24 protein-coding genes are annotated in these 24,115 nt (G+C 31.9%); 19 read left to right on the top strand and 5 right to left on the bottom strand.

All coding sequences use genetic code 11. From position 1 onward, the window contains the following. The first annotated feature begins 9 nt into the window (after positions 1-9). The 3 genes from ACYSNW_RS00950 to ACYSNW_RS00940 all read left to right on the top strand — a co-directional run bounded on the left by ACYSNW_RS00950 (position 10) and on the right by ACYSNW_RS00940 (position 3,148). Positions 10-768, top strand: a complete 759-nt coding sequence (locus tag ACYSNW_RS00950; protein ID WP_461742433.1) for an ABC transporter ATP-binding protein — start codon at positions 10-12, stop codon at positions 766-768. 228 nt (positions 769-996) lie between these two features. Continuing rightward, complete coding sequence (locus tag ACYSNW_RS00945) at positions 997-1,788, top strand: PhzF family phenazine biosynthesis protein (RefSeq protein WP_461742432.1); 792 nt, start codon at positions 997-999, stop codon at positions 1,786-1,788. Between the two features lie 1,105 nt (positions 1,789-2,893). After that, positions 2,894-3,148 (top strand): hypothetical protein, encoded by a 255-nt coding sequence (locus tag ACYSNW_RS00940; protein WP_461742431.1) that lies wholly within the window; start codon positions 2,894-2,896, stop codon positions 3,146-3,148. Positions 3,149-3,333: 185 nt separating this feature from the next. On the opposite strand, the gene ACYSNW_RS00935 is transcribed toward ACYSNW_RS00940, so the two are convergent. Beyond that, positions 3,334-3,894, bottom strand: a complete 561-nt coding sequence (locus ACYSNW_RS00935; protein ID WP_461742430.1) for a TetR/AcrR family transcriptional regulator — start codon at positions 3,892-3,894, stop codon at positions 3,334-3,336. 142 nt (positions 3,895-4,036) lie between these two features. On the opposite strand from ACYSNW_RS00935, the gene ACYSNW_RS00930 reads away from it, so the two are divergent. Both ACYSNW_RS00930 and ACYSNW_RS00925 read left to right on the top strand, forming a co-directional pair. Further along, positions 4,037-4,678 (top strand): class I SAM-dependent methyltransferase, encoded by a 642-nt coding sequence (locus tag ACYSNW_RS00930; RefSeq protein WP_461742429.1) that lies wholly within the window; start codon positions 4,037-4,039, stop codon positions 4,676-4,678. Between the two features lie 75 nt (positions 4,679-4,753). Beyond that, positions 4,754-5,845 carry an exonuclease/endonuclease/phosphatase family protein gene (locus ACYSNW_RS00925; RefSeq protein ID WP_461742428.1) on the top strand — a complete coding sequence of 364 codons (1,092 nt, stop codon included), beginning with the start codon at positions 4,754-4,756 and terminating at the stop codon, positions 5,843-5,845. 81 nt (positions 5,846-5,926) lie between these two features. Here ACYSNW_RS00925 and ACYSNW_RS00920 read toward each other — a convergent pair whose 3' ends face one another. Then, positions 5,927-6,493 carry a glycoside hydrolase family 73 protein gene (locus ACYSNW_RS00920; protein ID WP_461742427.1) on the bottom strand — a complete coding sequence of 189 codons (567 nt, stop codon included), beginning with the start codon at positions 6,491-6,493 and terminating at the stop codon, positions 5,927-5,929. 287 nt (positions 6,494-6,780) lie between these two features. Here ACYSNW_RS00920 and ACYSNW_RS00915 point away from each other — a divergent pair, with 287 nt between their 5' ends. From ACYSNW_RS00915 to ACYSNW_RS00880, 8 genes are all read left to right on the top strand, one after another. Next, positions 6,781-6,987, top strand: coding sequence for a helix-turn-helix transcriptional regulator (locus ACYSNW_RS00915; protein WP_461742426.1), 207 nt, complete (start codon positions 6,781-6,783; stop codon positions 6,985-6,987). Between the two features lie 5 nt (positions 6,988-6,992). After that, the gene (locus ACYSNW_RS00910) at positions 6,993-7,376 is read left to right on the top strand and encodes a hypothetical protein (RefSeq protein WP_461742425.1); all 384 of its coding nucleotides are present in this window, start codon (positions 6,993-6,995) and stop codon (positions 7,374-7,376) included. A 306-nt stretch (positions 7,377-7,682) separates the two neighbouring features. Next, entirely contained in the window at positions 7,683-9,338 is a 1,656-nt protein-coding gene (locus ACYSNW_RS00905; RefSeq protein ID WP_461742424.1) for a peptide ABC transporter substrate-binding protein, read from the top strand. Positions 9,339-9,353: 15 nt separating this feature from the next. Further along, positions 9,354-10,049, top strand: a complete 696-nt coding sequence (locus ACYSNW_RS00900; RefSeq protein WP_461742422.1) for a DUF969 domain-containing protein — start codon at positions 9,354-9,356, stop codon at positions 10,047-10,049. A 7-nt stretch (positions 10,050-10,056) separates the two neighbouring features. Beyond that, positions 10,057-11,001 (top strand): DUF979 domain-containing protein, encoded by a 945-nt coding sequence (locus ACYSNW_RS00895; RefSeq protein ID WP_461742421.1) that lies wholly within the window; start codon positions 10,057-10,059, stop codon positions 10,999-11,001. A gap of 19 nt (positions 11,002-11,020) precedes the next feature. Continuing rightward, entirely contained in the window at positions 11,021-11,665 is a 645-nt protein-coding gene (gene pcp / locus ACYSNW_RS00890; RefSeq protein ID WP_461742419.1) for a pyroglutamyl-peptidase I, read from the top strand. 318 nt (positions 11,666-11,983) lie between these two features. Beyond that, entirely contained in the window at positions 11,984-12,283 is a 300-nt protein-coding gene (locus ACYSNW_RS00885) for a rhodanese-like domain-containing protein (RefSeq protein ID WP_461742417.1), read from the top strand. A 263-nt stretch (positions 12,284-12,546) separates the two neighbouring features. Next, positions 12,547-12,978, top strand: coding sequence for a hypothetical protein (locus tag ACYSNW_RS00880; protein ID WP_461742415.1), 432 nt, complete (start codon positions 12,547-12,549; stop codon positions 12,976-12,978). Positions 12,979-13,053: 75 nt separating this feature from the next. On the opposite strand, the gene ACYSNW_RS00875 is transcribed toward ACYSNW_RS00880, so the two are convergent. Then, positions 13,054-13,761: a DUF975 family protein gene (locus ACYSNW_RS00875; protein ID WP_461742414.1), complete on the bottom strand. Its 708-nt coding sequence runs from the start codon at positions 13,759-13,761 to the stop codon at positions 13,054-13,056. 233 nt (positions 13,762-13,994) lie between these two features. Continuing rightward, complete coding sequence (locus tag ACYSNW_RS00870) at positions 13,995-14,708, bottom strand: hypothetical protein (RefSeq protein WP_461742413.1); 714 nt, start codon at positions 14,706-14,708, stop codon at positions 13,995-13,997. 267 nt (positions 14,709-14,975) lie between these two features. Between ACYSNW_RS00870 and ACYSNW_RS00865 the strand changes: the two genes are divergently transcribed. The 4 genes from ACYSNW_RS00865 (at position 14,976) to ACYSNW_RS00850 (ending at position 17,149) form a co-directional block, all read left to right on the top strand. Then, positions 14,976-15,593 (top strand): histidine phosphatase family protein, encoded by a 618-nt coding sequence (locus ACYSNW_RS00865; protein WP_461742411.1) that lies wholly within the window; start codon positions 14,976-14,978, stop codon positions 15,591-15,593. A 58-nt stretch (positions 15,594-15,651) separates the two neighbouring features. Continuing rightward, positions 15,652-16,152, top strand: a complete 501-nt coding sequence (locus ACYSNW_RS00860) for an AAA family ATPase (RefSeq protein ID WP_461742410.1) — start codon at positions 15,652-15,654, stop codon at positions 16,150-16,152. A 38-nt stretch (positions 16,153-16,190) separates the two neighbouring features. Further along, on the top strand, positions 16,191-16,817 hold the full coding sequence (locus ACYSNW_RS00855; protein WP_461742409.1) for a hypothetical protein: 627 nt from the start codon (positions 16,191-16,193) through the stop codon (positions 16,815-16,817). Positions 16,818-16,879: 62 nt separating this feature from the next. Then, positions 16,880-17,149 carry a hypothetical protein gene (locus tag ACYSNW_RS00850; RefSeq protein WP_461742407.1) on the top strand — a complete coding sequence of 90 codons (270 nt, stop codon included), beginning with the start codon at positions 16,880-16,882 and terminating at the stop codon, positions 17,147-17,149. A gap of 893 nt (positions 17,150-18,042) precedes the next feature. Here the strand turns inward: ACYSNW_RS00850 and ACYSNW_RS00845 are convergent. Further along, a complete protein-coding gene (locus ACYSNW_RS00845) occupies positions 18,043-19,494 on the bottom strand; it encodes a helix-turn-helix domain-containing protein (RefSeq protein ID WP_461742406.1) in 1,452 nt (483 codons plus the stop codon). Positions 19,495-20,156: 662 nt separating this feature from the next. On the opposite strand from ACYSNW_RS00845, the gene ACYSNW_RS00840 reads away from it, so the two are divergent. Then, positions 20,157-20,804, top strand: a complete 648-nt coding sequence (locus ACYSNW_RS00840) for a winged helix-turn-helix domain-containing protein (RefSeq protein WP_461742404.1) — start codon at positions 20,157-20,159, stop codon at positions 20,802-20,804. 116 nt (positions 20,805-20,920) lie between these two features. Continuing rightward, positions 20,921-23,002 carry an InlB B-repeat-containing protein gene (locus ACYSNW_RS00835; RefSeq protein WP_461742402.1) on the top strand — a complete coding sequence of 694 codons (2,082 nt, stop codon included), beginning with the start codon at positions 20,921-20,923 and terminating at the stop codon, positions 23,000-23,002. The last annotated feature ends 1,113 nt before the right edge of the window (positions 23,003-24,115 follow it).

Raw genomic sequence — 24,115 nt, 5'->3', positions numbered from 1 at the left:
GCTAAAACAATGTTATTAAAAACAATGAATCTATCAAAAAGTTTTCCTATTGAAAATATGCCTCCTCAACAAATTTTGAACAACATCAATTTATCGATTGAAGAAGGCGAATTTATTTCAATCATGGGTGCTAGTGGTTCAGGCAAATCAACCTTACTATATACTATTAGCGGTATGACGCAACCTACTTCAGGGACCGTTGAATTTTGTGGTAAACATTTAAATAGTTTAACAGAGGAACAATTGACTGAGTTACGTTTGACTAAAATGGGATTTGTGTTTCAGCAAGCCAACTTGTTGAAAAATTTCAATTTGAAAGATAATATTGTAATTTCAGCTTATTTAGGCAGGAAAGAAGCGAAGCAACAAATTGATGAACGAGCAGATGAATTAATGAAACAGACGGGTGTTGCCCAGCTTGCTCAAAAAGATGTGAACCAAGCTTCTGGAGGACAATTACAACGTGTGTCTATCTGTCGTGCACTAATCAATCGACCTGTGATTATTTTTGCTGACGAACCAACTGGTGCACTAAACTCGAAGGCGGCTGCAGAAATTATGACTTTGTTCAACGACATCAATCGAACAGGTACGACTGTAGTTCTTGTTACTCATGATGCTAGAATCGCCGCCAAAACTGAACGAATTCTGTTTATGTCAGATGGTGAAATCATTGCCGATAAATATTTAGGGAAAATGACTGATGAAATTCAATTAAAAGAAAGAGAGAGACAAGTTGTATTATGGTTAAATGCTTTAGATTTTTAATCTTATAGGTAAAACTGCTTAGTTAATAGAAATTTCTATAAATATATTTTTCAACTCAAAGAATCATAATTTTATTTTCAAAGTAAAAAATTTGTTTTTCATTCAAAATTCACATTGTTTTTCTTATATGCTTCATGTACATTAAAAATAAAATTAGTAACCTAGTCAAAATAAGTGAAGGGTTCTTTAATAAGAGATGACTTTGTAACGTTTAAGGAAGGGATAAAAATGATCAAACAATATGTAGTAGATGCGTTTACAGATGAATTGTTCCATGGGAATCCTGCAGCGGTCTGTGTTTTAGAAGCTTTTCCAGCGGATAATTTATTATTGAGTATTGCCAAAGAAAACAATCTTTCTGAAACGGCTTTTGTAGTAAAAAGAGAAGAAAATCATTATGATTTACGTTGGTTTACTCCGGGTGGAGAAATCGATTTGTGTGGTCATGCGACGTTAGCAGCAGCTTTTGTTTTGACAAATTTTTATGAGACTAAGTTGAAACAAATCGTTTTTCATACGTTAAGTGGTGAATTAGAGGTAGAGAAAAAGCAAAAATTGTATCAAATGAGTTTCCCAGCCTATGAATTGAAGCCGATTGTAGATACTAAGGCTATGAGTGAAGCGCTAGGTATAGAAATAGTTGAAGCCTATTTAGGTAGAGATTTAGTTTGTGTCTTAGCATCAGAAGATCAGGTTAGAAAATATAAACCTAAAATGAAAGCAATCGAAAAACTACCTGGTTTACTTTTTCACATCACTGCACAAGGGAGTAGCTATGATTGTGTATCACGTTCATTTGCTCCGAAAATAAAAATTCCTGAAGATCCAGTATGTGGTAGTGGTCACTGTCATATAGTTCCATTTTGGAGTGACAAATTAGTGAAAAATCAGCTGATTTGCTATCAAGCTTCACCGCGGAGTGGTATTCTTCATTCGGAAATAAAAAACAATCGTGTCTTATTAAGTGGTCAAGCAGTTCTGTATGCGATATCGGAGTTACAGTTTACTATAGGGGAATAATCTATAAGGTGTATTAAAAAAACAATCGATTAATAAGAAATCAGCTACTCATCCTAGTGTGTAAGTGTTTTATACCTATCAAAAAAGATAAGCTGAAAAAGAAGTTACTAATGAGAATGACTATTTTATTTTGATCAAATAAGATTTCGAGCAAATTCTATTTGATCAAAAATTTAAGGAGTTATAATGGATGAGTAGCTGATTCAGGCTTAATTACTTGCAGAGAATGACAAGCAATTAAATTTTGATACAATTTACGTCTTATCCAAATAGTTGGTTGCAACAAACTATTTGGTCAATGGATAAAAGGTGTGTCGTAAGTTGTAATCAAAGTAAGAGCAAACAAAAGTTTATTTGCGATATAAAAAGAGCGAAAAAAAAGTATTGGACACCTTTCCAATACTAGTAGTAGCCAAAACCAATTAAAATTTCAAATTTCGCTTAAAAATTGTAAAAAAAACTAGCGTTTTCCACAAAAATTGAGTAAAATGAAATGGTCAATGAGAATTTGACTGGGCAACTTGTATATCAAGGTTGTGTTTGATATTACAGGGCTTTGTGAATGGATTGCAGTCCGTTCACAAAGTGCCTATTTATTTTTTCGCTCTAATTACCGTTGTTTAAAAGAAAAACAAAAAAAGTATCAGTCAACACTAATACTTTGCGAAGTGCAACAAATAAAACATTAACTAAATTCAAAGTAAAATACTAGACGTTTTTTTGAATTTTGAGTAACATAGAGATTGTTAATGTAATTGTTATAGGCAGTTTGTATTATTGTTGTGTTGATAATACAGGGCTCGGTCAATAAGATTGCAGTCTTTTTTTCGGAGCGCCTTCTATTCTGTTTTCTTATACTGTCATTTTAACCTAACAATATGGCGATAGTCAAGATTGTTTTAATATTTTGGAAGAAAATGTTATTATGGGGGGAGAATAGACTGTTTTTCTATAACCAAACTAGAAGATGACTATTTTATAATATATGAAGTCTATTTAAATGCATAGGTTGCAATTAAATAATGTTTCACATCTTACTAATCTGATTTTGGAATGTTTTTTTGCAAAATCGATCTTAATACGTAAACAGGAAGGAAGCAAAGTGATGAGAGTTAATGACAAGATGATTGTACGTCAAGATTTAAAAGTAGGTAAGCATTATGGAAAAGTAGAAGTTTATCCAGGCATGAGACATTTAATTGGTAGTGAGGTAACTATTTTGTCGATTGTTCCATATGAAAAAATGGATTTGTTGACACAATTACAAGTGGATAAAGCAGCCAAATTGTATCACATCGCAGAAGATCCGGCAGGATATCTTTGGAGTGAACAAATGTTTGAGCTTGAAGATGAAGAATAAGAATGCTTTGCAATCAGTAGTCACTGAATCTTTCGTTTAATTTGATTTATAAGAAAGGTTGGGACAAAATGTGGTTTTTACTTTTGTCTCAGCCACAATTTTTTAGTTGATTAGTCAAAATTGAAAAGTACGCTGAAATTCACTCGTTTGTTGTGAATCTCAGCGTACTTTTACTTTACAAGCGGTTAGTTCAATAAAAAACCGTCGAAAAGAATCTGAATTATTTGTGGAAGATATTCTTCGGTAATGGAAGATTCAGCGTTGATAGCGGCTAATAATGCGAGAATAGCGGATTTAGTTAGTCTTGGATCGATTTCATTATGAGTCAGACCGTAGTCGATATACGTTTCGTAAATCGTAAGTTTTTGTTTTTCTATCTTAGTTCTAATTAGCTCAGCATGCCTATTTCGATGGTTGATTTCAGCAGTTAAGAGTTGACTCGCTTGTATAGAGGACTGGTTTTGGCATAAAGCAAGTGCGGCTAATAATTTTTCACGATAAGGAATCGATGAATTTAACAATTTGGTTGCTTCAGAAAAGAGCTGGCCCATCGATTGAATCATACAAGCTTCCAATAATCCTTTTTTATTTTCAAAATAAGTGAAAATGCTGACTTTAGAGACGTTAGCTTCTGCTGCAATTTCTTCAATGCTAACAGAGGAATATCCTTTTTGAGAGAACCGTTCAAGTGCTATTTGAATAATTTTTTCTTTTTTCTTTGTCGTTCGTTGCTCAGCTTTATTCATAATAACCTCCTATGTATCATTTTATCAATGTGAATGAACTTTTTCAATAAAAAGTTCAAAAAATGTTGACAGTAATCTAAGAGTAAGATATGATTTTTTTGAACTATTAAATGTTAAAGTTCAAAAAGGAGTGTTATGAAGGATGAATTGGAAAGTTGTTTTTATTGTTCTTTTGATTAGCTTTTTTGCATTGAAGTTTCTATTTGCTTATTTTATTCGTCAATCGAAGCAACCATTTGGAAAAATTGGTTTGGTTTTAGCTAAAATTTGGAATCGTACATTTGATCATATGACCGATTGGGGACTAGCCAATTATGAAGTGCAATCAAATCTGGTTATTTTGGATGTTGGTTGTGGTGGAGGGAGGACGATTCAAAAATTTACTAAAAGGGTTTCAACTGGAAAAATAGTTGGAATCGATACTTCTCAGACAGCACTTGAAGTTGCTAGTAAAATAAATCGAACAGCTATAGAAACTGGTTTGGTTCAATTGGAAGTTGCTGATGTCGCTTATTTGGATTTTGCTAAAGAAACATTTGATTTGGTAACTGCGATTCAAACGTTTATGTACTGGGATGAAGTCGAAGCAGGATTTGGAGAACTATATCGTATTTTAAAAAGTAATGGTTCATTATTTGTGGTGACGGAAAAATATAAAATTCATTACCATAAAAAAGAATATGAAGAAGTTTCCCATTTTACTGCATTATTAAAATCGCTTGGCTTTGTTATAATTGAAATAAAGGAAACAAGTAAATGGATCAGTATCCATGCTGTGAAATAAGGGGAAAGTGTTCAGACACTCCCTCGTAAGAATTTCCCGATAAATACTACAATAAATTGAAAATAGGAGCAAAAAATGAAAACAGATAAACTAAAGAATTGGTGGAGATATTTCCTGCTTTTACTAGTGATCCTTTTTTCCATTTTGTTAGTGTATGTTGCTTATGTTTATTTAAGTTATCATCGAGTTGCGGATAATCAACGACTTAGCATTACACATAAAACTGAGGAAAGCGAATTGAGTCTAGATCATGAGTATAAAGTGACGACGTATAATATTGGTTATGGTTCTTATCCACCAGACTATACTTTTTTTATGGATGGTGGTGAAAAATCAAAAGCTGAAAGTAAACAAAGTGTGGTAGAAGCTATTGATGGTGCTATTAGTACGATTCAATCTCAAACACCAGATTTTGCTTTGTTTCAAGAAGTAGATGAAGCAGCTACTAGAAGTCGCAAAGTAGATGAAGTAACTCAAATTGGACAAGCATTTACGTCTTACGATCAAGCATTTGCGGTAAATTATGATTCAGCCTATTTGATGTATCCCATTCTAGATCCAATTGGTAAATCTAAATCAGGTTTACTGACATTGAGTAATACGAAAATGATTGAAAGTAGAAGATATAGTTTGCCAATCGAGACGAATTTTAATAAGTTTTTTGATTTAGATCGTGCCTTTACTGTTTCTGAAATTCCAGTTGAAAACGGTAGAAGCTTGATGTTGTACAATGTTCATTTGTCAGCCTATTTAAAAGATGAAGCTATTCAAAAAAAACAACTTAGGACATTGTTTGATCAGATGGAAAAGGAATATAAAAAAGGAAATTATGTGTTATGTGGCGGTGATTTTAACCATGACCTTTTGACTTCTTCGAACGAAATATTTGAAAATGACACATCAGAAGATTATTCTTGGCTCCAACGTTTTCCAAAAGAAGAATTGCCAGCTGGGTTAGAAGTTGTTACTTATCAAGAAACTGGAATGGTAACACCTTCGGTAAGAAATCTCGATAAACCTTATATTGAAGGTGAGTCTTTCGTAGCGTTGATTGATGGTTTTATTCTTTCAAAAAATATCAAGGCACAGAAAATAGCTGTGGTTGATACTGGTTTTTTATATTCTGATCATAATCCAGTTGAGTTATCTTTTCGATTAATGCAGTAGTATAATCGATAAGATAAAGCTCAGCAAGAAAGTAGTGAACCCAAAAAGTAATAGTTCGCTTTGGGGTTCACTATTTTTTTATCAATCATATTTGTTTAACTGAAATTCTTCAATTAAAGCAATTAATTTTTCTGCATAATCAGGATCAGTCGCATAACCGCCATTTTGGAGAGCGTAGGCAGCTTCTTTGTAATTTTTACTCGTTTTGATTGCCTCATATGTCCCGACAGACAAAAAATCGATATGATCAACCATAGATTCTTGCACAGTATCGTATTTTTTAAACGAATCTTCAATTGTTATCGTCTCGCCATCTATCACTTCATTTGTAGGCAAAATACTAGATTGATCATTGTAAGAACCTTTAATTCCAAAAAGATTATTGGCTTCAACAGCTAATTCACTTTGGCCCCAATTGGATTCTAAAATGGCTTGAGCAATCGTAATACTTGCAAATAAATGCGTTTGATCTTGAAGTAACCGCGCTTCTTCAGCAATCGTAGTAATAAACGCTTTTTGCTCTTCAGTAGCGGTGTCTTCAACAACGGAAGTATTTCTATTTAAAAGAAAAATCAGGCTTGTGATTGATAAAAGAAGAAGCAATAAAATCGGTAAAATATTTTTATTTTTAAATGTAAATGTCTGCATAACAACCTCGTTTCTACTATAAAGTACTAATTAAAATATTTATTGATTTAGCTAGTCACTGGATATATATTGAATTAAAGCAAATAAAGGTAAAGCTTCTGATAAAATTTGGAAAAATTAAGAAAGTTTTATTATTTGACTGGCTTGAAATGCTATTTGGTTATCACTTTTTGCTTAAATTACGATAATTCTATACTTGATAATAAAAATGTAAATATATCTAGACTTTTTTTGAGTCGAATGCTATGATTTAGTTAAGATATCTTTACTTTTAAAAGGAGAATTTCATGAAAGTTATCAACACAATTAGAGAAACAAGAAAACAAAAAAAAATCACCCAGGGAGAGTTGGCAAAAGCAGTAAAGGTATCTAGACAAACGATTATTGCAATAGAAAATGGGAAGTATAACCCAAGTTTAGAGTTATCTTTAAAATTAGTTGCTTTTTTCAATTGTTCATTTGATGAAATTTTTTATTTAGAAGACAAGGAGTGAAGGATATGGATATAGTGTTGGGGATAGGCTCGTCATTACTAATTTTATTTTTAGGGATTTTTGGAATACGTTCTATAATACAAGCAATTAAGTTATTGGTCAAAGTCAGAAAGCACGAAATTGACGAAAGATATGAATTTATGGTATTTAAAGCACTAGGTTATACGATGATCATTATATTTTTACTACATATTATTCAACTTTTTATTGGTAATTTACCTAGTAATAAGTGGCAAGAAAGTGGCAGATATTTTATCCCAGTTATTTCAGCTGGAATGCCTTACGGATCCCTTCTTGATAATATGCATATGCACATAGAAGCTATTATATTTGATGGACTTGTTTTTGGAATTTTATTTAGAATGATGAAAAAACAATATGGGGAATAAGTTGCTATGCAATTGCGAACAGAAAAATTACATTCGAAAATCAATTTTCCTGTAAAATAGAAATTAGTTCGTAATAGCCTTAGTTTTAACTTAAATCAGTAATAAAAAGAAATTTTCTTTTTAGGATGTCCTATACAAGATTAAAAAATTGTGTAGAACATCCTAATTTTTATTAAAAAATCATTCATTTTTGTGTATAATGGAGGAGTTAAAGATTTTTAGGTGAAATAAAATTTCGTTTTTTTAACTTTTCACATGACGGATTTTAACTTTTGGTTTTAGTATTGATGGTAGAAAGGAATAGCTATGAAAAAACAAATTATTAGAGGAATTACTGTTGCAATGTCACTCATGTTTATTACAGCCTGTGGTCAAACAAAATCAACTGATTCGTCCTCTGAAGGGCAAGAATCAACTGAATTGGCTAAGGATCAATCGTTTAAAATCGCTGTCCAAGCGGAAGTTCCTTCAATCGATCCATCCTTACAAACGGATGTGATTGGCTATGGTGTAGTTAAAAACACTGGCGAAGGGTTATATAGATTAGATAAAGAAGGTGTCCCAGCGTTAGCGGGTGCCGAAGAAGAACCAACTGTTAGTGAAGATGGAAAGTCGTATTTATTTAAATTGAGACAAGATGCAAAGTGGTCAAATGGAGACCCTGTTACAGCAGAAGACTATGTATTTGCATGGCAAAGAACGACAAATCCAGAAACTCAAGCCGAATTTGCCTATCTTTATGAACCAATCAAAAATTATCCGCAAATTGCCAAAGGAGAAGCTTCAGTTGATACGTTAGGAATTAAAGCGGTTAGTGACTATGAATTGGAAATTACGTTAGAACAGCCGTTAGCGTATTTCAAAGATCTGTTAACCTTACCGACATTTTTCCCGCAAAATAAAGCCGAAGTTACTAAAAATGGGAAAGAGAGTTATAGTACAAGCGAAAAGGCTGTTTATAATGGTGCTTTCGTTTTAACTGGTTACAAAGGTCCGGGAATCAGCACTTCATGGAAATATGAAAAAAATCCTAATTATTGGGATCAAGAAAATGTCACAATGGATTCGATCGATGTTGAAGTGATCAAAGAAGCTGGAACTGCATTGAATTTATTTGAAAGTGGACAGATTGACGATATTATCGTGAGCGGTGAGCAAGCGCAACAATTAAAAGATAGCAAGGAATTTATTGCTCAATTACAATCGAATACCATGTGGTTACAATTTAATCAAACAAAAAAAGAATTTCAAAATGAGAATGTCAGAAAGGCAATTTCAGCGGCAATTGATCGTGAAAGTTTGACGTCAATCATTTTAGGCAATGGTTCAATTCCGTCAACTAGTTTAATCCCAGAAGGCATGATGAAAAATCCTGAAACAGGAGAAGATTTTGCCAAAGAAGCAGGGGACTATTTAGCTTATAAACCTGAAGAAGCGAAAGAATATTGGGAAAAAGCGAAAAAAGAGTTATCTATTGATGAGTTAACAATTGATATTTTGGCTTCAGATACGGACTCATCCAAGCGGATTGTAGAATATTTACAAGGTAGTATTGAAGATGCTTTACCTGGAATGAAGGTTACTGTTTCTCCAGTACCGTTCGCCGTTCGTTTAGATCGCAGCAATACGCAAAATTTTGATTTAGTGATGGGTGGTTGGTCCGCAATTTATCCTGATGCCAGTAATTTTACGACATTATTTACTTCTGATAATGCGAATAATAATGGTAAGTATAGTGATCAAGCCTATGATGAAGCAGTTGCGTTAGCTGCCGGAAAATATGCACAAGATGTTGAAAAACGTTGGGATGAGTTACAAAAGGCGGATCAGATTATTATGGAAGATATGGGTGTGTGTCCATTGTATCAATCAGCAGAAGCTCATCTAAGAAACACTCATTTAAAAGGGATTATTCCAGCAATGGCACAATTGGATTTTAAATATTCATATATAACAAAATAGAAAGTAGGATATGTAGTGGAAAATATTTTTAGTTTAATCGGGGTACTGATTGTAATCGTTGGTTTTGCATTGAAACTTGACTCAATCTTAATCGTGATGATTTCATTAGTTGTAACAGCATTGATTGGTGGAATTGGGATTGAGGGGATGTTTGAAACCCTTGGGACTAGTTTCGTAAGTAATCGCGGAATGGCAATTTTTATTATTATTATGTTGGCAACAGGAACGTTAGAACGTAACGGATTGAAAGAATCTGCGGCAACGTTAATCAAACGATTTAAAAAAGTTTCAGCTGGTTTGATTATCGATATTTATGGTGTTTTCCGAATGATTTTTGCAGCATTTAATGTTAGTTTTGGCGGGGTAGCTGGATTTGTACGTCCGATTATTTTGCCAATGGCTTTAGGAACGATTGAATCACAAAATTTAGAATTGAATCCAGAGTATGAAGAAGAGCTTAAAGGCATGGCGTCAGCTATGGAAAATATTTGCTGGTTCTTTGGTCAGGTACTATTTATTGGGGGATCTGGCGGACTATTAGTTCAATCAACGTTAAAAGAATTAGGCTATGAAGTAACACTTGCACAATTGGCTTTTGTAGAAATTCCAGTAGCGTTAGTTGCATTGGTAACGGCAAGTATTTATTTTTACTTAAAAGAACGTCGATTGATGAAAAAATATTATGGTGTTTCAACTAAAAAAGGAGCGTAACTAACTAATGTCTTATTTTTCAAACCCAGAAATTTTACTAGGCGCAAAATTATTAGAAGTTCTTTATATCATTATGGGTCTAGTGCTATTATATACAGGAATTAGAAATTTTTTAGATAAAAGTAATCCACATCGTTATGGAACTGGTTTTTTCTGGTGTGTGTTGGGAATTGTGATTGGCGGTGGTCAATTTATTCCAGCGATTGTTAGTGGTGTGTTAATTTTCTCTATGACCATTCCAGCTATTTTCAAGAAGGTGAGTAAAGGAAATAGTAAACTTCCTTCAAAAGAGTATATGGAAGATATGTCGAAAAAATTAGGCATGAAAATCTTTATTCCAGCACTTAGTATTGGTGTCTTTGCAATTATTTTTGCACTAGGAACAGATTTAGGCGCGTTGGTCGGTGTTGGTGTCGGTGTGTTTGTTGCAATGATTATTTTAATGATTTTCTCTAAAAATAATAAACCAACAACGTTTTTAGATGATGCTTCTGATATGTTGGGAACAGTTGGTCCATTGAGTATGTTACCAATGTTATTGGCTTCATTGGGTGCTATTTTTACTATCGCTGGTGTCGGTGATGTGATTTCTTCATTGGTTGGAAATGTAGTACCAGAAGGAAATGTAAATGTTGGGATTATTGTTTATGCAGTAGGAATGTTATTGTTTACGATCATTATGGGAAATGCATTTGCTGCGATTACAGTGATGACTGTTGGAATTGGTGCGCCATTTGTTTTAGCGTATGGTGCCAACCCTGCCCTTGTTGGTATGTTAGCATTGACATGCGGTTATTGTGGAACGTTGTTGACGCCGATGGCAGCCAACTTTAATATTGTTCCGGTCGCAATGTTAGATATGAAAGATAAATATGGTGTTATTAAAAATCAATGGTTTATCGCTATTTTTATGCTGGTATTCCAAATCGTTTATATGATTTTATTTAAATAATTTTTAGGAGGACTTTTCGATGAAAGTTTTAGTAACTGGTTTTGATCCATTTGGCGGAGATAAAGTGAATCCTGCTTATGAAGCAGTAAAATTGATCCCAGAAGAAGTTGCAGGAGCGAAGATCATTAAGCTAGAGATCCCAACAGTGTTTGCTGAAAGCGGGGATGTTTTAAAAGCAGCAATGAAAAAAGAACAGCCAGATATCGTTATTTGTGTAGGACAAGCTGGTGGACGTGCAGCTGTTTCATTAGAACGTGTTGCAATCAATTTAGCAGAAGCTAGAATCCCAGACAATAAAGGAAATCAACCAATTGGTGTTAAGCTAGAGGAAGATGGCGAAACAGCTTATTTTACTTCTTTACCGATTAAAGCGATGATGAAAAATATTCAAGAACATGGATTACCTGCTTACATTTCATATACGGCTGGTACGTTTGTTTGTAATGATATCATGTACCGTTTGTTGTACACGATTGAACGTGAATTTCCAAAAGTAAAAGGTGGCTTTATCCATGTACCGTTTGAACCAACACAAGTGATTGATCGTCCAGTAGGAACAGCATCAATGCCAATTCAAACCATTGCCGATTCATTAACTTATGCAATTGAAGCAGCGGTAAAAACAGATGTTGATATTGAAGAAAACACTGGAACCACTCACTAAGAACGATTAAGCAAGTAAAAAAATAAATAAAGAGACTCAAAATAATCCAAGCTTAACCAAGCGATTCAGATTATTTTGAGTTTTTTGTCATGCTCTAAATGCTAAATTTTGGCAGAAAATTCAAAAAGATGCTATTGTTTTTTTAGCTATTGTAATGAAATATGAAATAAAATGTTTGGCTTAGTAAGAATTTTTTTGTGAACTAATAGTATAAGTTTTTGGTAGATTTAATAAGTTAGTTGAACATCATAGTTTTCTAACTAATTTATTGAATCCCTAATCTAACCATCTTTATTGAATTGCAAAGGAGGAAGAAGAATGTATCAATCTGTCAGTATGAATGAATTTGAACAGTTAGTAAAACAAACGACTTTAACGGTGATTGATGTTAGAGAAGTGGGTGAATTTGAAAATGGACATATTCATAATGCGATAAATATACCATTGGGTTTATTAGAAGAACAAATGGCCACACTAAAAGAGCCAAGTTATTATGTTATCTGTCATTCAGGAGGACGTTCTCAAGTTGCAAGTCAATTGCTAGCTTCTTCAGGGTATGAAATAACCAATGTTTTAGGTGGGATGTCCGCTTGGAATGGTGCAATAAGTACTGAATAATGAAGGAAATAGGCTGGAATCAAAAAAATGAAGATTATATAAAAAAAACATCAAATCTTTCATTTTTAAGAGATTAAAAAGTTAAAATAGAAGCGTTTAGTTTTGAACAAGCAAGTAAGTGTGAGGCATCCTTTTTTCTAATGCTAATAAAAAAATTTATGAGGCGGAGTGAGTTCAATAATTAACTATTTATTTTATTTTGAATGTCATGCTTGAATCAGCTTAAAATTATTGGGATAATAGCAATAGAAAGAGGCGATAAAATGGGACGAATATGGATGGAACGATTATTACGTTGGCAAACAAAATTTCAACGGATGATGAGCGGTAGATATGGTCACTTTGATCAATTGAATCGTGCGTTGCTTTGTATAAGTGTTGCAGGGATGTTTTTAAATATATTTTTAAATGCCACTATTTTGCGGGTTATTCCTTGGCTTATTCTTATAGTAACCTACTATCGATTTTTTTCAAAAAAAATCTATCCGCGTGCAAATGAAAACACAAAATATCTTGCGTTAAAAAGTAAGGTAGTTAATCGATTTTCTAGGACAAAAAATAAGGTTAAAAATCGTCATGCCTACAAATATTTTGCTTGCCCAAATTGTAAACAAGAACTTCGGGCACCAAAAGGAAAAGGGAAGATAAAAATTACTTGTGCAAAATGTCAAAGTCAATTTATCAAGAAAGTATAAGTTTTAAATAAAAAAACTCGATTAAGTCTGAGACGAAGCTTTTAGCTTTTTGTCCAACTTAATCGGGTTTATTTTTTAAGCAATTGTTTTTGGTAAATTTTCGTAGAATGCTGCTTTAGTTGCGGTAATATAAGGTTTCAACCAAAGATAACCAATTCCGAAAGTTAGAATTGCGAGTAAGTGCCAGCCGATAAAACTTAAATCTAAGATAAACAAATGACCTTTATGTCCTTTCATCATTTGCTTGCTACGAGTAATACATTCTAGAAAGCCAGGACGTAAGTCTGTTTCTTGGTAACGATCGTAATAAATGAAGTAAGCTTGTGAATAAGAATAGCCTTTGATAATTCCAGGAATGATTAACAAGAGTAACCATAAAGAAATAAACACAGTCATTAATAAATAAATACAAATAACGCCTAGAATAACTGGACCTGCAAAACCGCGAAACGCATCTGAAAAAGGTTCGATTGTTTTTCTTTTTCCTCGTAAAAGATCAAGAAAAGTCCAAGAAATTCCTGTACTGAATAAGGCACCAATCAACCCACCTACAAAACCACTTCCACCGCTACCTCCAGAGTTACCATCATAATTTGCACTACTGTTTAGTAAATCAGCATTATTTTGAACAAATGTGATTGTAGGTAAAACTAATAAAAAGAATAATACCAATCCGATCGCAATCGAAACTAGAGTAGGAACTAAACACATTAAGACGCTATCTTTCCAGCGTCCATTCAAAATACCTTTAGCTTCACTTTTTAACTCCGCTGTTGTTTTCATTTTCAAATCTCCTTTCCATTTGATAAATTCAGTATAACAAATAATTGAATTTAAAAAAAATGATAGATATATTTCGGTGAAAACGATCTTTATCTAAAAAGTAGTCTATTTGTTTAAGCGATTAGTACCAAAAAAAGGTGAGGTTGTTCATTGAACTATTGTGTTCTTCTTGCTTTTTGCAATGAGAGGCAATTTCTCGTTATACGAAGGTGTTTCTTTTCCCTTATTAAAATTTATTGTACTCTTTCCAAGATATAGGGTCGCCCTTCGCCTATAACGTCCTTGCCAGTAGCGCTTGTTCCGAGAATTAGTTTTCTGTTTTCATAATTAGAAAAAGTGTAATTGACTGTTTTATCTTCATTTAGATACGTTAATGATGAATGACTTTTAGACTCTAAGGTTAATAAAATAGGATTACTATTTGTTGTTTCCTCATTTTGTTCAATTATCAATTCAATTTGATCTGGATCAAAAGTTGCTTTCACTCTTATAAATGCTGGATAGTTTGATTCAATCGATTTCCAGCTACCTAAAATGTTAGTGGTGGAAATTTCGGGACTTTTTTTAAGTGTTATCGGAGCTAAATCTCCACCAACCATTATCTCATCTGAAGTTTGTTCTATTTCATAACTTGGATAGACAATAACAGCATCATTTTCGACTACAAAAGTGTAATGTGATTTTTTATCATTTTTTTCATTCGTATAAATTTTATTATTTTCTGTAGAAATTATGGATAAAATTTCTGAATTAAAATGAATCGTTTGATTATCAACTGAAATGATATATTCGTCATAGTCATAACTATCATCCTGCCATTCTCCAACAATTTTTTGCACTAAAGTTGTATCAATTGTTTCAAGTTTGACTTTTGTCTCATCTTCTTTTTTACAACCGACTAAAATAGTTAAGAGTGAAACCATAAAAAAACAAGTACCTTTTTTCATAAATCCTCCTTTAATACAAGTACTCACTACCTTTTTTTAATCTTCTATTAATTTGACTATATCATACTTAATAGCAATGATAAATGGTTTGTTTTGCTTATTATTTTATCTGAAATAGTCATAGGAATTGATGATGTTATAGTAAAAGATAGGTATGAAGATGGTATAATGGAATGAAGAAAAATAGTAATGATAAATGGATAATTGCTCTTATATAAATTGAAGAAGAAATATAAGTACATAAAATAGAAAGGAATGGAATGGAAAATGACCATTTTTTATTGTGTTAGACACGGAAAGACAATCTTTAATCAACAAGGGTATTTCCAAGGAGGAATCGTTGACTCTGCTTTGATTGAAGAAGGAATAAATGGAGCCATTCACATGGGGAAACAGTTACGTTCAATTCACTTTGATAAAGTGTTGGTTAGTCCATTAAAAAGGGCACAAGATACTTGTAAGCTCATTTTAAATGAAAATAACTACCCACATGAAGTATTAACTATTCCTGAATTAAGAGAAATGGAATTCGGGAAATGGGAAGGAAAACGTGAAGCTGATTATCGTCATCTAGAAGAATTTCAACAACTAGTAAAGGAACCGCATTTGTATAAAGCAGTAGCGAGCGAAGGAGAGACATTTGAGGATGTGCTAACTAGAAGTTTCCAATTTTTTGAGAGAATTGCTCAGGAAAATCCTGATGCAACAGTTCTAATTGTTTCTCACGGATTATTATTACAAAGCTTTATCAAGACGATTCAAGGAGTAAAATTAGCCGACATACGTAAAGGAACGCCACTAAAGAATACTAGTGTAAGTATTATTGAATCAACGGATGAAGGACAATCGTTTATGGTTAATAAATGGAATTGTATAGAATTGTAAGGATGAAATTGACTATAGTAAAAATGAATGATAACTAGTAAGAAAGACAGGTATTGTTTTGAAAAAATTATTATTTATAAGTGGCCCTATGGGGATTGGCAAAAGCAGTGTTTCAAATAGACTAAAAAACAGTATAAACAATTGTGTTTTTTTAGATGGCGATTGGTGCTGGTATATGAATCCTTGGGTATTCAATGAAGAAAATAAAAAAATGGTACTTGATAATATTCAATACCTTTTAAATTCATATATTAGTAATTCAAATTTTACAACGATTATATTTTGTTGGGTAATGGATCGACAAGAAATTATAGATGATATTTTAAGTGGATTAGATATTATAGATATTGATTTTACGTCCATTTCATTAATTTCTGAAGAAAATAAATTAAAAAGTAATATTCAAAAAGATATATTAAGTGGAACTAGAACAGAAGAATCAATCAAAATAGCAATAGAGCGATTAGATAATTTTAAAAAAATCGATAGTATAAACATAGATACTTCTCATTTATCTATAGAAGAAACAGCTGCTCAAATCTTAGAAAAAATTTCTTGAAATAAATAGTTAAAAAGAGTTAGCAAGGAGCAAAAAGAATGAAAAAAGTGATTGTTTTGGTAGCATTAATAGCGGTTTTACTCGTGGGATGTAGCAGTAAAAAATATCCTTCAAAGATAGAAGCGAATAATCGACCAAATGAAAATAGGATTGATTATAAAAAGTTATTGGACAATATAGATCAGGAAAACTATGATCAAGCGATAGATATTAGCTACAATTTGAAACAACAGTATCCGAATGACTATATGGTAAACAGAATATCAAAACAAATAGATAGTTATTTAAGTGCGAAACGCAATATTAGCTATAATAGGGATTGGGAAACGGCGTTAAAAGATTTAGAGATTGCTGAAGGAAACGATGGCTCAAAAAAAATAATGGAAGATGCAAAAGAACTCAAGAAGCAAATAGATCGTACTAAAAAAACGTTTGATGGACATTCAACTGAACGTGAACGAATGTTTCAAGCAGGAGCAACGTCAGAAGCTATTGAAAAGGTGTCTGATCAAGAAATAAATAGCATTTTAAAATTATCAGAAAACAAAGGGGAGCCAGAGCCGCATAAAGCAGAATATCTTTTCATTAAAACAATGGCGGAAGAGCATCCTGAATTAAACATGTCTATAAAAAAATATGAATTATATTGGGGAAAAGAACAATAAGCTAGATTAAGTTGATGGTAATATCAGATTTACCAAAAACGATTGATAGGAGGCTAAAATCATTGGAATCAAAATTAATAATAGTAGCTATTCTCTTTTTAATTAGTTTGATAATCGTTATTTTTGGATATGTAATAAAACAAACGAACGGCTTATTTTTATCTCGTTTACCAAATGATTTCAAAACCGATCGATATAATCCTGAATTTGAATATGAAAGAAAAATTGGAAACAAAATAAGTAAGTTTATCTTAAAATGGATTGTTCCGATTTCGTTAGGATTATTTATCCTTATGGTAGCAATATTTTTCAAGTATACCATTTCAAAATAATCAGCAAAAGAGAGTTTGGTTGTAGGTCGATTACTTTAAATTTCCATTCTGTTTGGTTGGGCGATAGTCGCTATGGCTATTTGTCCCACTCATGTAGTATCCAATGAGTGCTAAAGTAGTGAAGTTTATCAAATTAATGTAGAAGATTGCATAAATTCTATACAGTTGTAATTAGTATGGAGTTCTATAAGAGTCAGTTTTTTATAACTACTCTTTGTGGAAATCCATGATAAAACCTAACACTATCTGATCCACCCGCTATATCATAGATACAATGATCCATTTGATTACATAGTCTTCTCCTACTTTATTAATAGGAACAAAACTCACATCATCGTTAGAAAAAAACGTTGAAACGAAAAATTCTTTAGTTTTTTCAATTTCCTCTTCTTCGCTAAAAATTGTGTGAATTGATCCAGAATTTTGATTTGTTTCAAGTACAACAAAGAAATTTTGAGGTTGAGAAGATGACCTAAATTTTGGGTCAGTTGTAGTACTAGTCTGAGAAGAAAAATCTAGAAAAAAGAGAACCAACCATTTAACGAATATCTGTAGATTCAAATGAAAAACAAGATACGTGTTAGATGAACTATGGAGAACTTGAAAAAGTTACTACGTATACAATGTCTATCTTTATTGTAAAATATTCAAAACATAATGAAATGAAATTTCAAATAGTAGAAAAAGAAAGGCTTTTCCTTTTAGAATTATACAAATAATAGTTAATAGAACTGGTCTATTTATCAACATTATTTGAAATTTGAACATAACAGATTGAGATAAGTTGTATTTTTTATGATCTTAACTTGAAATCATTTTCAAAATATTATTTGATTTACTTGGATTCAAATAATATTGATTATCAAAAACGAAGTTATTTGATTAACTCTATATTAATTAAGTGAGATAAGGATTGATAATATATTAATAATGTTGTGAAACATAGTTGCTTGTTGCCACACATATAATTTTACATTACGAGGAATTTCCAAATAAGAAGTAGAAATTATTAAGTTGTAGGCATTTTTGTTACTATGAATGTTTAGTTCTGTTATTTCAACCCCCGATGAAAGTCTTAAAAAGTGAATTAATTGATCTAATGGAGCACGTTCTATTTCCCAAATGAGTCCTATTTTGATTGGTATAGAAAAAATTTCGGGTCCAAAACTTAGTATTAACATTTGAGAATAAATTTGAGAGAGAAGCTCTTTTTTATCTTTTAATATAAAATTTGGATTCTTCTCAATATACATTTCTAAAAAATCAGTTGAAAGTTTAAGTGCTTTGTCATAAGTAGTTGTTTGAAAGGGCTTTAAACTTATAAAAGGGATACCTTGTAAATAGACACCTAGAGTAACAGAAATAAAGTTAACCAATTCATAAGGAGAAAAATCTGTAATTGCTATGTTTGAGTTTGTCAGAATATATTTTTTATATTCTGAGCAAAATGAATATATTTCGGGAATTTTAACTTGATAGTAATCATTAAGATAATTTGCGAATAGAGACTGTCTAGAAAAAATTGGTTTGCATGTAATCATCAAAAATACAAATCTTAAATCTTCTAAATTAAAATTAGGCAAGCTTTCAAACGTAAACTGATAATTAATTGCTTGAAAATATCTGTTTTCTTGGAGGAGTGACTCAACAATTTCATTTTCAAGTATTAACTCTCCGATGGAAACTCTTAATATACAAATCGCCATCCAAAAAGATATTTGTTTTAGGATAATTTCATTAAATAAGAATTGATTTAAAGCTGGATTTTTTGTTATGAAATTTATTATAGGGATTTCATCAATACAATTGAATGGCCAAAAAATACCATCAGATCCAAGCCAAAAGAAATGGTATATGAAAGATCGAATATTCTCCTCGTTTCCAACCAGTTTATATTTTGTTGATGAAAATTTAATATTAAATCTTTTGAAAATTGGTTTAAATTTGTTTATCCTTCTTAACATAGTAGAATGAGTTACATAATTATCTTCGCAAAAGGAATCAAAATCATATGTTTTTGTGAAGGATATCGAATAGAAAAAATTATAAATGGAAGATTGTTTAAACCAAAAAGACCTAAATAGTTTTGACGAAATAACTGTCTCGTTGACCTGTATTTTTTTACCTCGCGCGATAGTAAAAAATGGCCGGTTTTTAATAGATAAGAAATCTTTATTTATTTGATCTATCAAATTATATACTGTTCTGAGTGAAATACCAAGTTCTGCTGAAAGATATGAGCTTGAAACTTCTAACAAACCCGACTCTTCAATTTTTTTAATAATGTTATACTTAATTAAATTTTCTTTATCCAATATGATATCTTCCAAAAAAATATGTTCCATCTATAAATTCCTCCTGAATAATTTTAATCATAAAAATAGAAATAAATATGAAATCAAAAACTTGAAATATAAAAAAATTAATCAATAAAACTTGTGAATTAGAGAGCTAAGCTAAAAATGTGGGCGAAACAAAAATAAAGAACACTTTTGTCTTATCTTTTTAAAATCGAATAACTGTTGGTATAAAAGCAGCTTCTTCGGAAACTCCTCTTATTTCTTGGAGCTAAGCACATTTGACTCAATCTCGATAGGCTACGTTCCTTTTTATTATATTGAAAAATTTTTATTCTAAAAATTATTTTTTCAATGTATTTTTCCTTTACTAAGAATTTGTTGAACATAATTTTTTAAGAAAACAGAAATTCATATTAATGAAAGAGATATATTTTACTAATAATGGTTGGTTTATCTAATCTAAAGTGATTCTAATTATTTTGAAATGAAAATTTGGCATAAGATTCATAGTAAATTAACTTAGTTTTTAAATTATCGCATATTTTTTTATCTTTTTCAAAGTGAAAAATAAAAAAATATGATAAAAAAAACATAACTAATATGAAATTATTGTTCTTTCAATTCATTATTAACATTGTATAATTATTTATTATCAAGTTATCTAAATATATAACTTAAAAAAGATATTTTCATAGAGAGGAATGTATATGATGAATATAGGATTGATTTCATCTTTTGATGATTTATTCCGAGAAACATTAGAACAAAAAGGTTTTAATATACGATTGATAAAAAAAAAGTTAAAAGAAGATTTGTTAGGATTAGATGGTATTATTATCAATTTACCTGAAGATGGTAAAAATATATTGTCTTGGTTAACCGAAATTCGTAAATATTCTGATGTGTTAGTATGGATTAGTTTGCCAGAAAAAAAAGATAAAATGTCTAGTTTACTATATCTATATTCTGGGGCAGATGGTGTCTTTTCAAAGGAAGATAGTGATGAATTGATACTAGTAATTAATCGAGTATTTATGAGAAAAATAAAAAAAGGGAATTATGATAGAAAACACAATCTTATATTAATTCCAGAGTCGCTAAGTGTGAAATTAGGTGAGTGTACTGTTTATCTGACTAAAAGGGAGTACAAATTATTAGCGGAACTTCTAGTTAATCCTGATGATGTTAAAAGCTATGAGTATTTATCAAACTTACTTTGGGGATCAACACAAAAAAAAGCACAGTTAGCTACATTGTCGTTGTATTTGAGAAAGAAATTAAGAGATTACAATGATTACATAGAAGTATGTACCATAAGAGGATTAGGCTATAAAGTGAAGCTTCACGAAGACTAAAAGTTTTAACTAGAAAATTGAAGTGTAGATAGACGTAACAGTGATGGATTAAGTTTAATTAGTGTTAGTTATTTAGAATAGAAGAATGTCACTAACATATTGAAAGGATGATTTTTTTGAAAAAAAGAATATTAGTAGCTATGCTGGCTTTTTTTTGTTTTTTTAATGTAGTGACTAGCATTAGTATGGAGGCTGAAGAATTAGAACATTATACTGTAGTGTTTGATCCAGATAATGGAACAAGCTATCCTACTTGGTTCAAAACAGAGGTAGAGGACGGGAGCTTAATAACAGAAAAGCCTGCAGATCCAGAAAAGGCAGGGTACAAATTTATTGGATGGTATCACACCTTAGATGAATCGGGAAACCCAATTTTGTGGGATTTCAATGAAAATCGTGTGACGGATAATACTACATTGTGGGCAGCATATGAGCAAACACATACTGTAGTGTTTGATCCAGATAATGGAACAAGCTATCCCACTTGGTTCAAAATAGAGGTAGAGGATGGGAGCTTGATAACAGAAAAACCTGCAGATCCAGAAAAGGTAGGGTATAAATTTATTGGATGGTATCATGCCTTAGATGAATCGGGAAACCCAATTTTGTGGGATTTCAATGAAAATCGTGTGACGGATAATACTACATTGTGGGCAGCATATGAACAAACGCATACTGTAGTGTTTGATCCAGATAATGGAACAAGCTATCCCACTTGGTTCAAAATAGAGGTAGAGGATGGGAGCTTGATAACAGAAAAACCTGCAGATCCAGAAAAAGCAGGGTACAAATTTATTGGATGGTATCATGCCTTAGATGAATCGGGAAATCCAATTTTGTGGGATTTCAATGAAAATCGTGTGACGGATAATATTACACTATGGGCAGCATATGAACAAACACATACTGTAGTGTTTGATCCAGATAATGGAACAAGCTATCCCACTTGGTTCAAAATAGAGGTAGAGGATGGGAGCTTGATAACAGAAAAACCTGCAGATCCAGAAAAAGCAGGGTACAAATTTATTGGATGGTATCATGCCTTAGATGAATCGGGAAATCCAATTTTGTGGGATTTCAATGAAAATCGTGTGACGGATAATATTACACTATGGGCAGCATATGTGTTGCCGGTAGAAAAGTACCCAGTCGATTTCAACAGTAATGGTGGAAGCATAGTTCCGAGTCAATCGATTGTGGAAAATGCCACAGTAATCAAACCGAATGATCCGACTAAAGAAGGATATACGTTTGTAGGTTGGTATGTAGATGAAGCGTTGACACAACTTTTTGATTTTAATACACCGATAACGCAGGCGATGACTCTCTATGCTAAATGGACGAAAAATGTGTTGCCGGTAGAAAAGTACCCAGTCGATTTCAATAGTAATGGTGGAAGCATAGTTCCGAGTCAATCGATTGTGGAAAATGCCACAGTAATCAAACCGAATGATCCAACTAAAGAAGGATATACGTTTGCAGGTTGGTATGTAGATGAAGCGTTGACACAACTTTTTGATTTTAATACACCGATAACGCAGGCGACGACTCTCTATGCTAAATGGACGAAAAATGTGTTGCCGGTAGAAAAGTACCCAGTCGATTTCAATAGTAATGGTGGAAGCTTAGTTCCGAGTCAATCGATTGCGGAAAATGCCACAGTAATCAAACCGAATGATCCAACTAAAGAAGGATATACGTTTGCAGGTTGGTATGTAGATGAAGCGTTGACACAACTTTTTGATTTTAATACACCGATAACGCAGGCGACGACTCTCTATGCTAAATGGACGGAAAATGTGTTGCCGGTAGAAAAGTACCCAGTCGATTTCAATAGTAATGGTGGAAGCTTAGTTCCGAGTCAATCGATTGCGGAAAACGCCACAGTAATCAAACCGAATGATCCAATTAAAGAAGGATATACGTTTGCAGGTTGGTATGTAGATGAAGCGTTGACACAACTTTTTGATTTTAATACACCGATAACGCAGGCGACGACTCTCTATGCTAAATGGATGAAGAGAGGTACTACTGAAAAAAATATAGATGATATAAATAAAAAAACAATTAACTCAATATCAAATAATTCATCTAGAAATGAGTTGTTAAATACAGGTGAAACAAATAATCCTGCCATAATTGTTTTAGGATTATTGCTGATTTTTTCTATAATTAGATTTAGAATTAAACTGAATTAACGAAATTGCAACAAATAATTTTCTTATTACCTCATAATACATTTTAGACTAAGAGGGATTGGTAATTAGACGCATGTCGATTTTTTAAGTCCTTCAATATTTAATCTAACTCATAATATGATTTTCGTATACATCTGTAACTATTCGTTTCGTGGTTTGTTTTCTTTTTATGGATTTCTCTATTCAAATCCATGTGTCGTTGATGCCAAATTAATCGATATTTATAATTTTATCTACAGTCTAAGAGCACCTCTGTCAATTAATTGATAGGGTGCTCTCTTGATTTATCTAGATTGTATTGGTTATAGTGCTAAATAACCAAAAATATAGTATTTAAATTTATGAGATTCCAATAGTCGCATTATTTTGTTCAGAAAAGTTGAATTAATTATTGGTTCTATTATCTTCTTTTGCATATCAAATTTTTTCATTAGAATATCGTTGTTCTGTTGGTATATGTTGGTGGATCAATTATTTTAAAACTGTTATGTTATTTTCTACTTCCTCTTTTTGTTTTGTAACTCCTGAAAATGACTCTCTCATTTTTGAAGAAGATAGCTGTTTCTGTAATAGTTCCTTCAACAACAGTATTTTTTTTAGCTTCATTTTCAGTTGGCTGTATGTATATTAATAATTCTTAATATTTTGAATTAATAGAAATCGAAAAGTAAGTAGAAGAGAGCTTTGAACATCAATATTTATCTTCAATAATTAAGTAGTTACAATATCTCATTGAATCATTTCGTTCTTGAGTGTATCTCAATATGCGACAATGCATGAAAGTGATAAGAAACATTTCTATTCGATGTTAAATGATTTTCACCTGATATTTTTTTCTAACAAATAAATATCCATAATAACTTGTTATTAATGAAATTATCTGTGGTAAAATTATTTTATGGAAATAAGTAATTGAATACATCCCTAGCAAAGAGTTGTGGCTGAGACAAAAGTGAAAACCACTTTTGTTTTATCCTTTAAAACCGAACAAACGGCGTAAAACAACCAGAATATCGGCAATTTCCTGACCATCATTCATTGCGAAGAACGGTTTGTCCAATTGCTCAATTCTAAGCAATTGTTTTATGACCTGATAAACGGTGGTGCAAAAGT

The organism is Enterococcus sp. LJL99, assembly GCF_054871725.1.
Note: the sequence above shows the minus strand (reverse complement) of the source record. Positions and strands in the feature narration are given on the sequence as shown.

Bases quoted from the DNA above. Each gene is read 5' to 3' on its own strand.
- ACYSNW_RS00905 (WP_461742424.1), top strand. From the start codon at position 7,683: ATGAAAAAACAAATTATTAGAGGAATTACTGTTGCAATGTCACTCATG.
- ACYSNW_RS00845 (WP_461742406.1), bottom strand. From the start codon at position 19,494: ATGGAACATATTTTTTTGGAAGATATCATATTGGATAAAGAAAATTTA.
- ACYSNW_RS00880 (WP_461742415.1), top strand. From the start codon at position 12,547: ATGGGACGAATATGGATGGAACGATTATTACGTTGGCAAACAAAATTT.
- ACYSNW_RS00875 (WP_461742414.1), bottom strand. From the start codon at position 13,761: ATGAAAACAACAGCGGAGTTAAAAAGTGAAGCTAAAGGTATTTTGAAT.
- ACYSNW_RS00865 (WP_461742411.1), top strand. From the start codon at position 14,976: ATGACCATTTTTTATTGTGTTAGACACGGAAAGACAATCTTTAATCAA.
- pcp (WP_461742419.1), top strand. From the start codon at position 11,021: ATGAAAGTTTTAGTAACTGGTTTTGATCCATTTGGCGGAGATAAAGTG.
- ACYSNW_RS00920 (WP_461742427.1), bottom strand. From the start codon at position 6,493: ATGCAGACATTTACATTTAAAAATAAAAATATTTTACCGATTTTATTG.
- ACYSNW_RS00910 (WP_461742425.1), top strand. From the start codon at position 6,993: ATGGATATAGTGTTGGGGATAGGCTCGTCATTACTAATTTTATTTTTA.
- ACYSNW_RS00945 (WP_461742432.1), top strand. From the start codon at position 997: ATGATCAAACAATATGTAGTAGATGCGTTTACAGATGAATTGTTCCAT.
- ACYSNW_RS00940 (WP_461742431.1), top strand. From the start codon at position 2,894: ATGAGAGTTAATGACAAGATGATTGTACGTCAAGATTTAAAAGTAGGT.
- ACYSNW_RS00840 (WP_461742404.1), top strand. From the start codon at position 20,157: ATGATGAATATAGGATTGATTTCATCTTTTGATGATTTATTCCGAGAA.
- ACYSNW_RS00950 (WP_461742433.1), top strand. From the start codon at position 10: ATGTTATTAAAAACAATGAATCTATCAAAAAGTTTTCCTATTGAAAAT.
- ACYSNW_RS00935 (WP_461742430.1), bottom strand. From the start codon at position 3,894: ATGAATAAAGCTGAGCAACGAACGACAAAGAAAAAAGAAAAAATTATT.
- ACYSNW_RS00855 (WP_461742409.1), top strand. From the start codon at position 16,191: ATGAAAAAAGTGATTGTTTTGGTAGCATTAATAGCGGTTTTACTCGTG.
- ACYSNW_RS00915 (WP_461742426.1), top strand. From the start codon at position 6,781: ATGAAAGTTATCAACACAATTAGAGAAACAAGAAAACAAAAAAAAATC.
- ACYSNW_RS00930 (WP_461742429.1), top strand. From the start codon at position 4,037: ATGAATTGGAAAGTTGTTTTTATTGTTCTTTTGATTAGCTTTTTTGCA.
- ACYSNW_RS00895 (WP_461742421.1), top strand. From the start codon at position 10,057: ATGTCTTATTTTTCAAACCCAGAAATTTTACTAGGCGCAAAATTATTA.
- ACYSNW_RS00885 (WP_461742417.1), top strand. From the start codon at position 11,984: ATGTATCAATCTGTCAGTATGAATGAATTTGAACAGTTAGTAAAACAA.
- ACYSNW_RS00925 (WP_461742428.1), top strand. From the start codon at position 4,754: ATGAAAACAGATAAACTAAAGAATTGGTGGAGATATTTCCTGCTTTTA.
- ACYSNW_RS00870 (WP_461742413.1), bottom strand. From the start codon at position 14,708: ATGAAAAAAGGTACTTGTTTTTTTATGGTTTCACTCTTAACTATTTTA.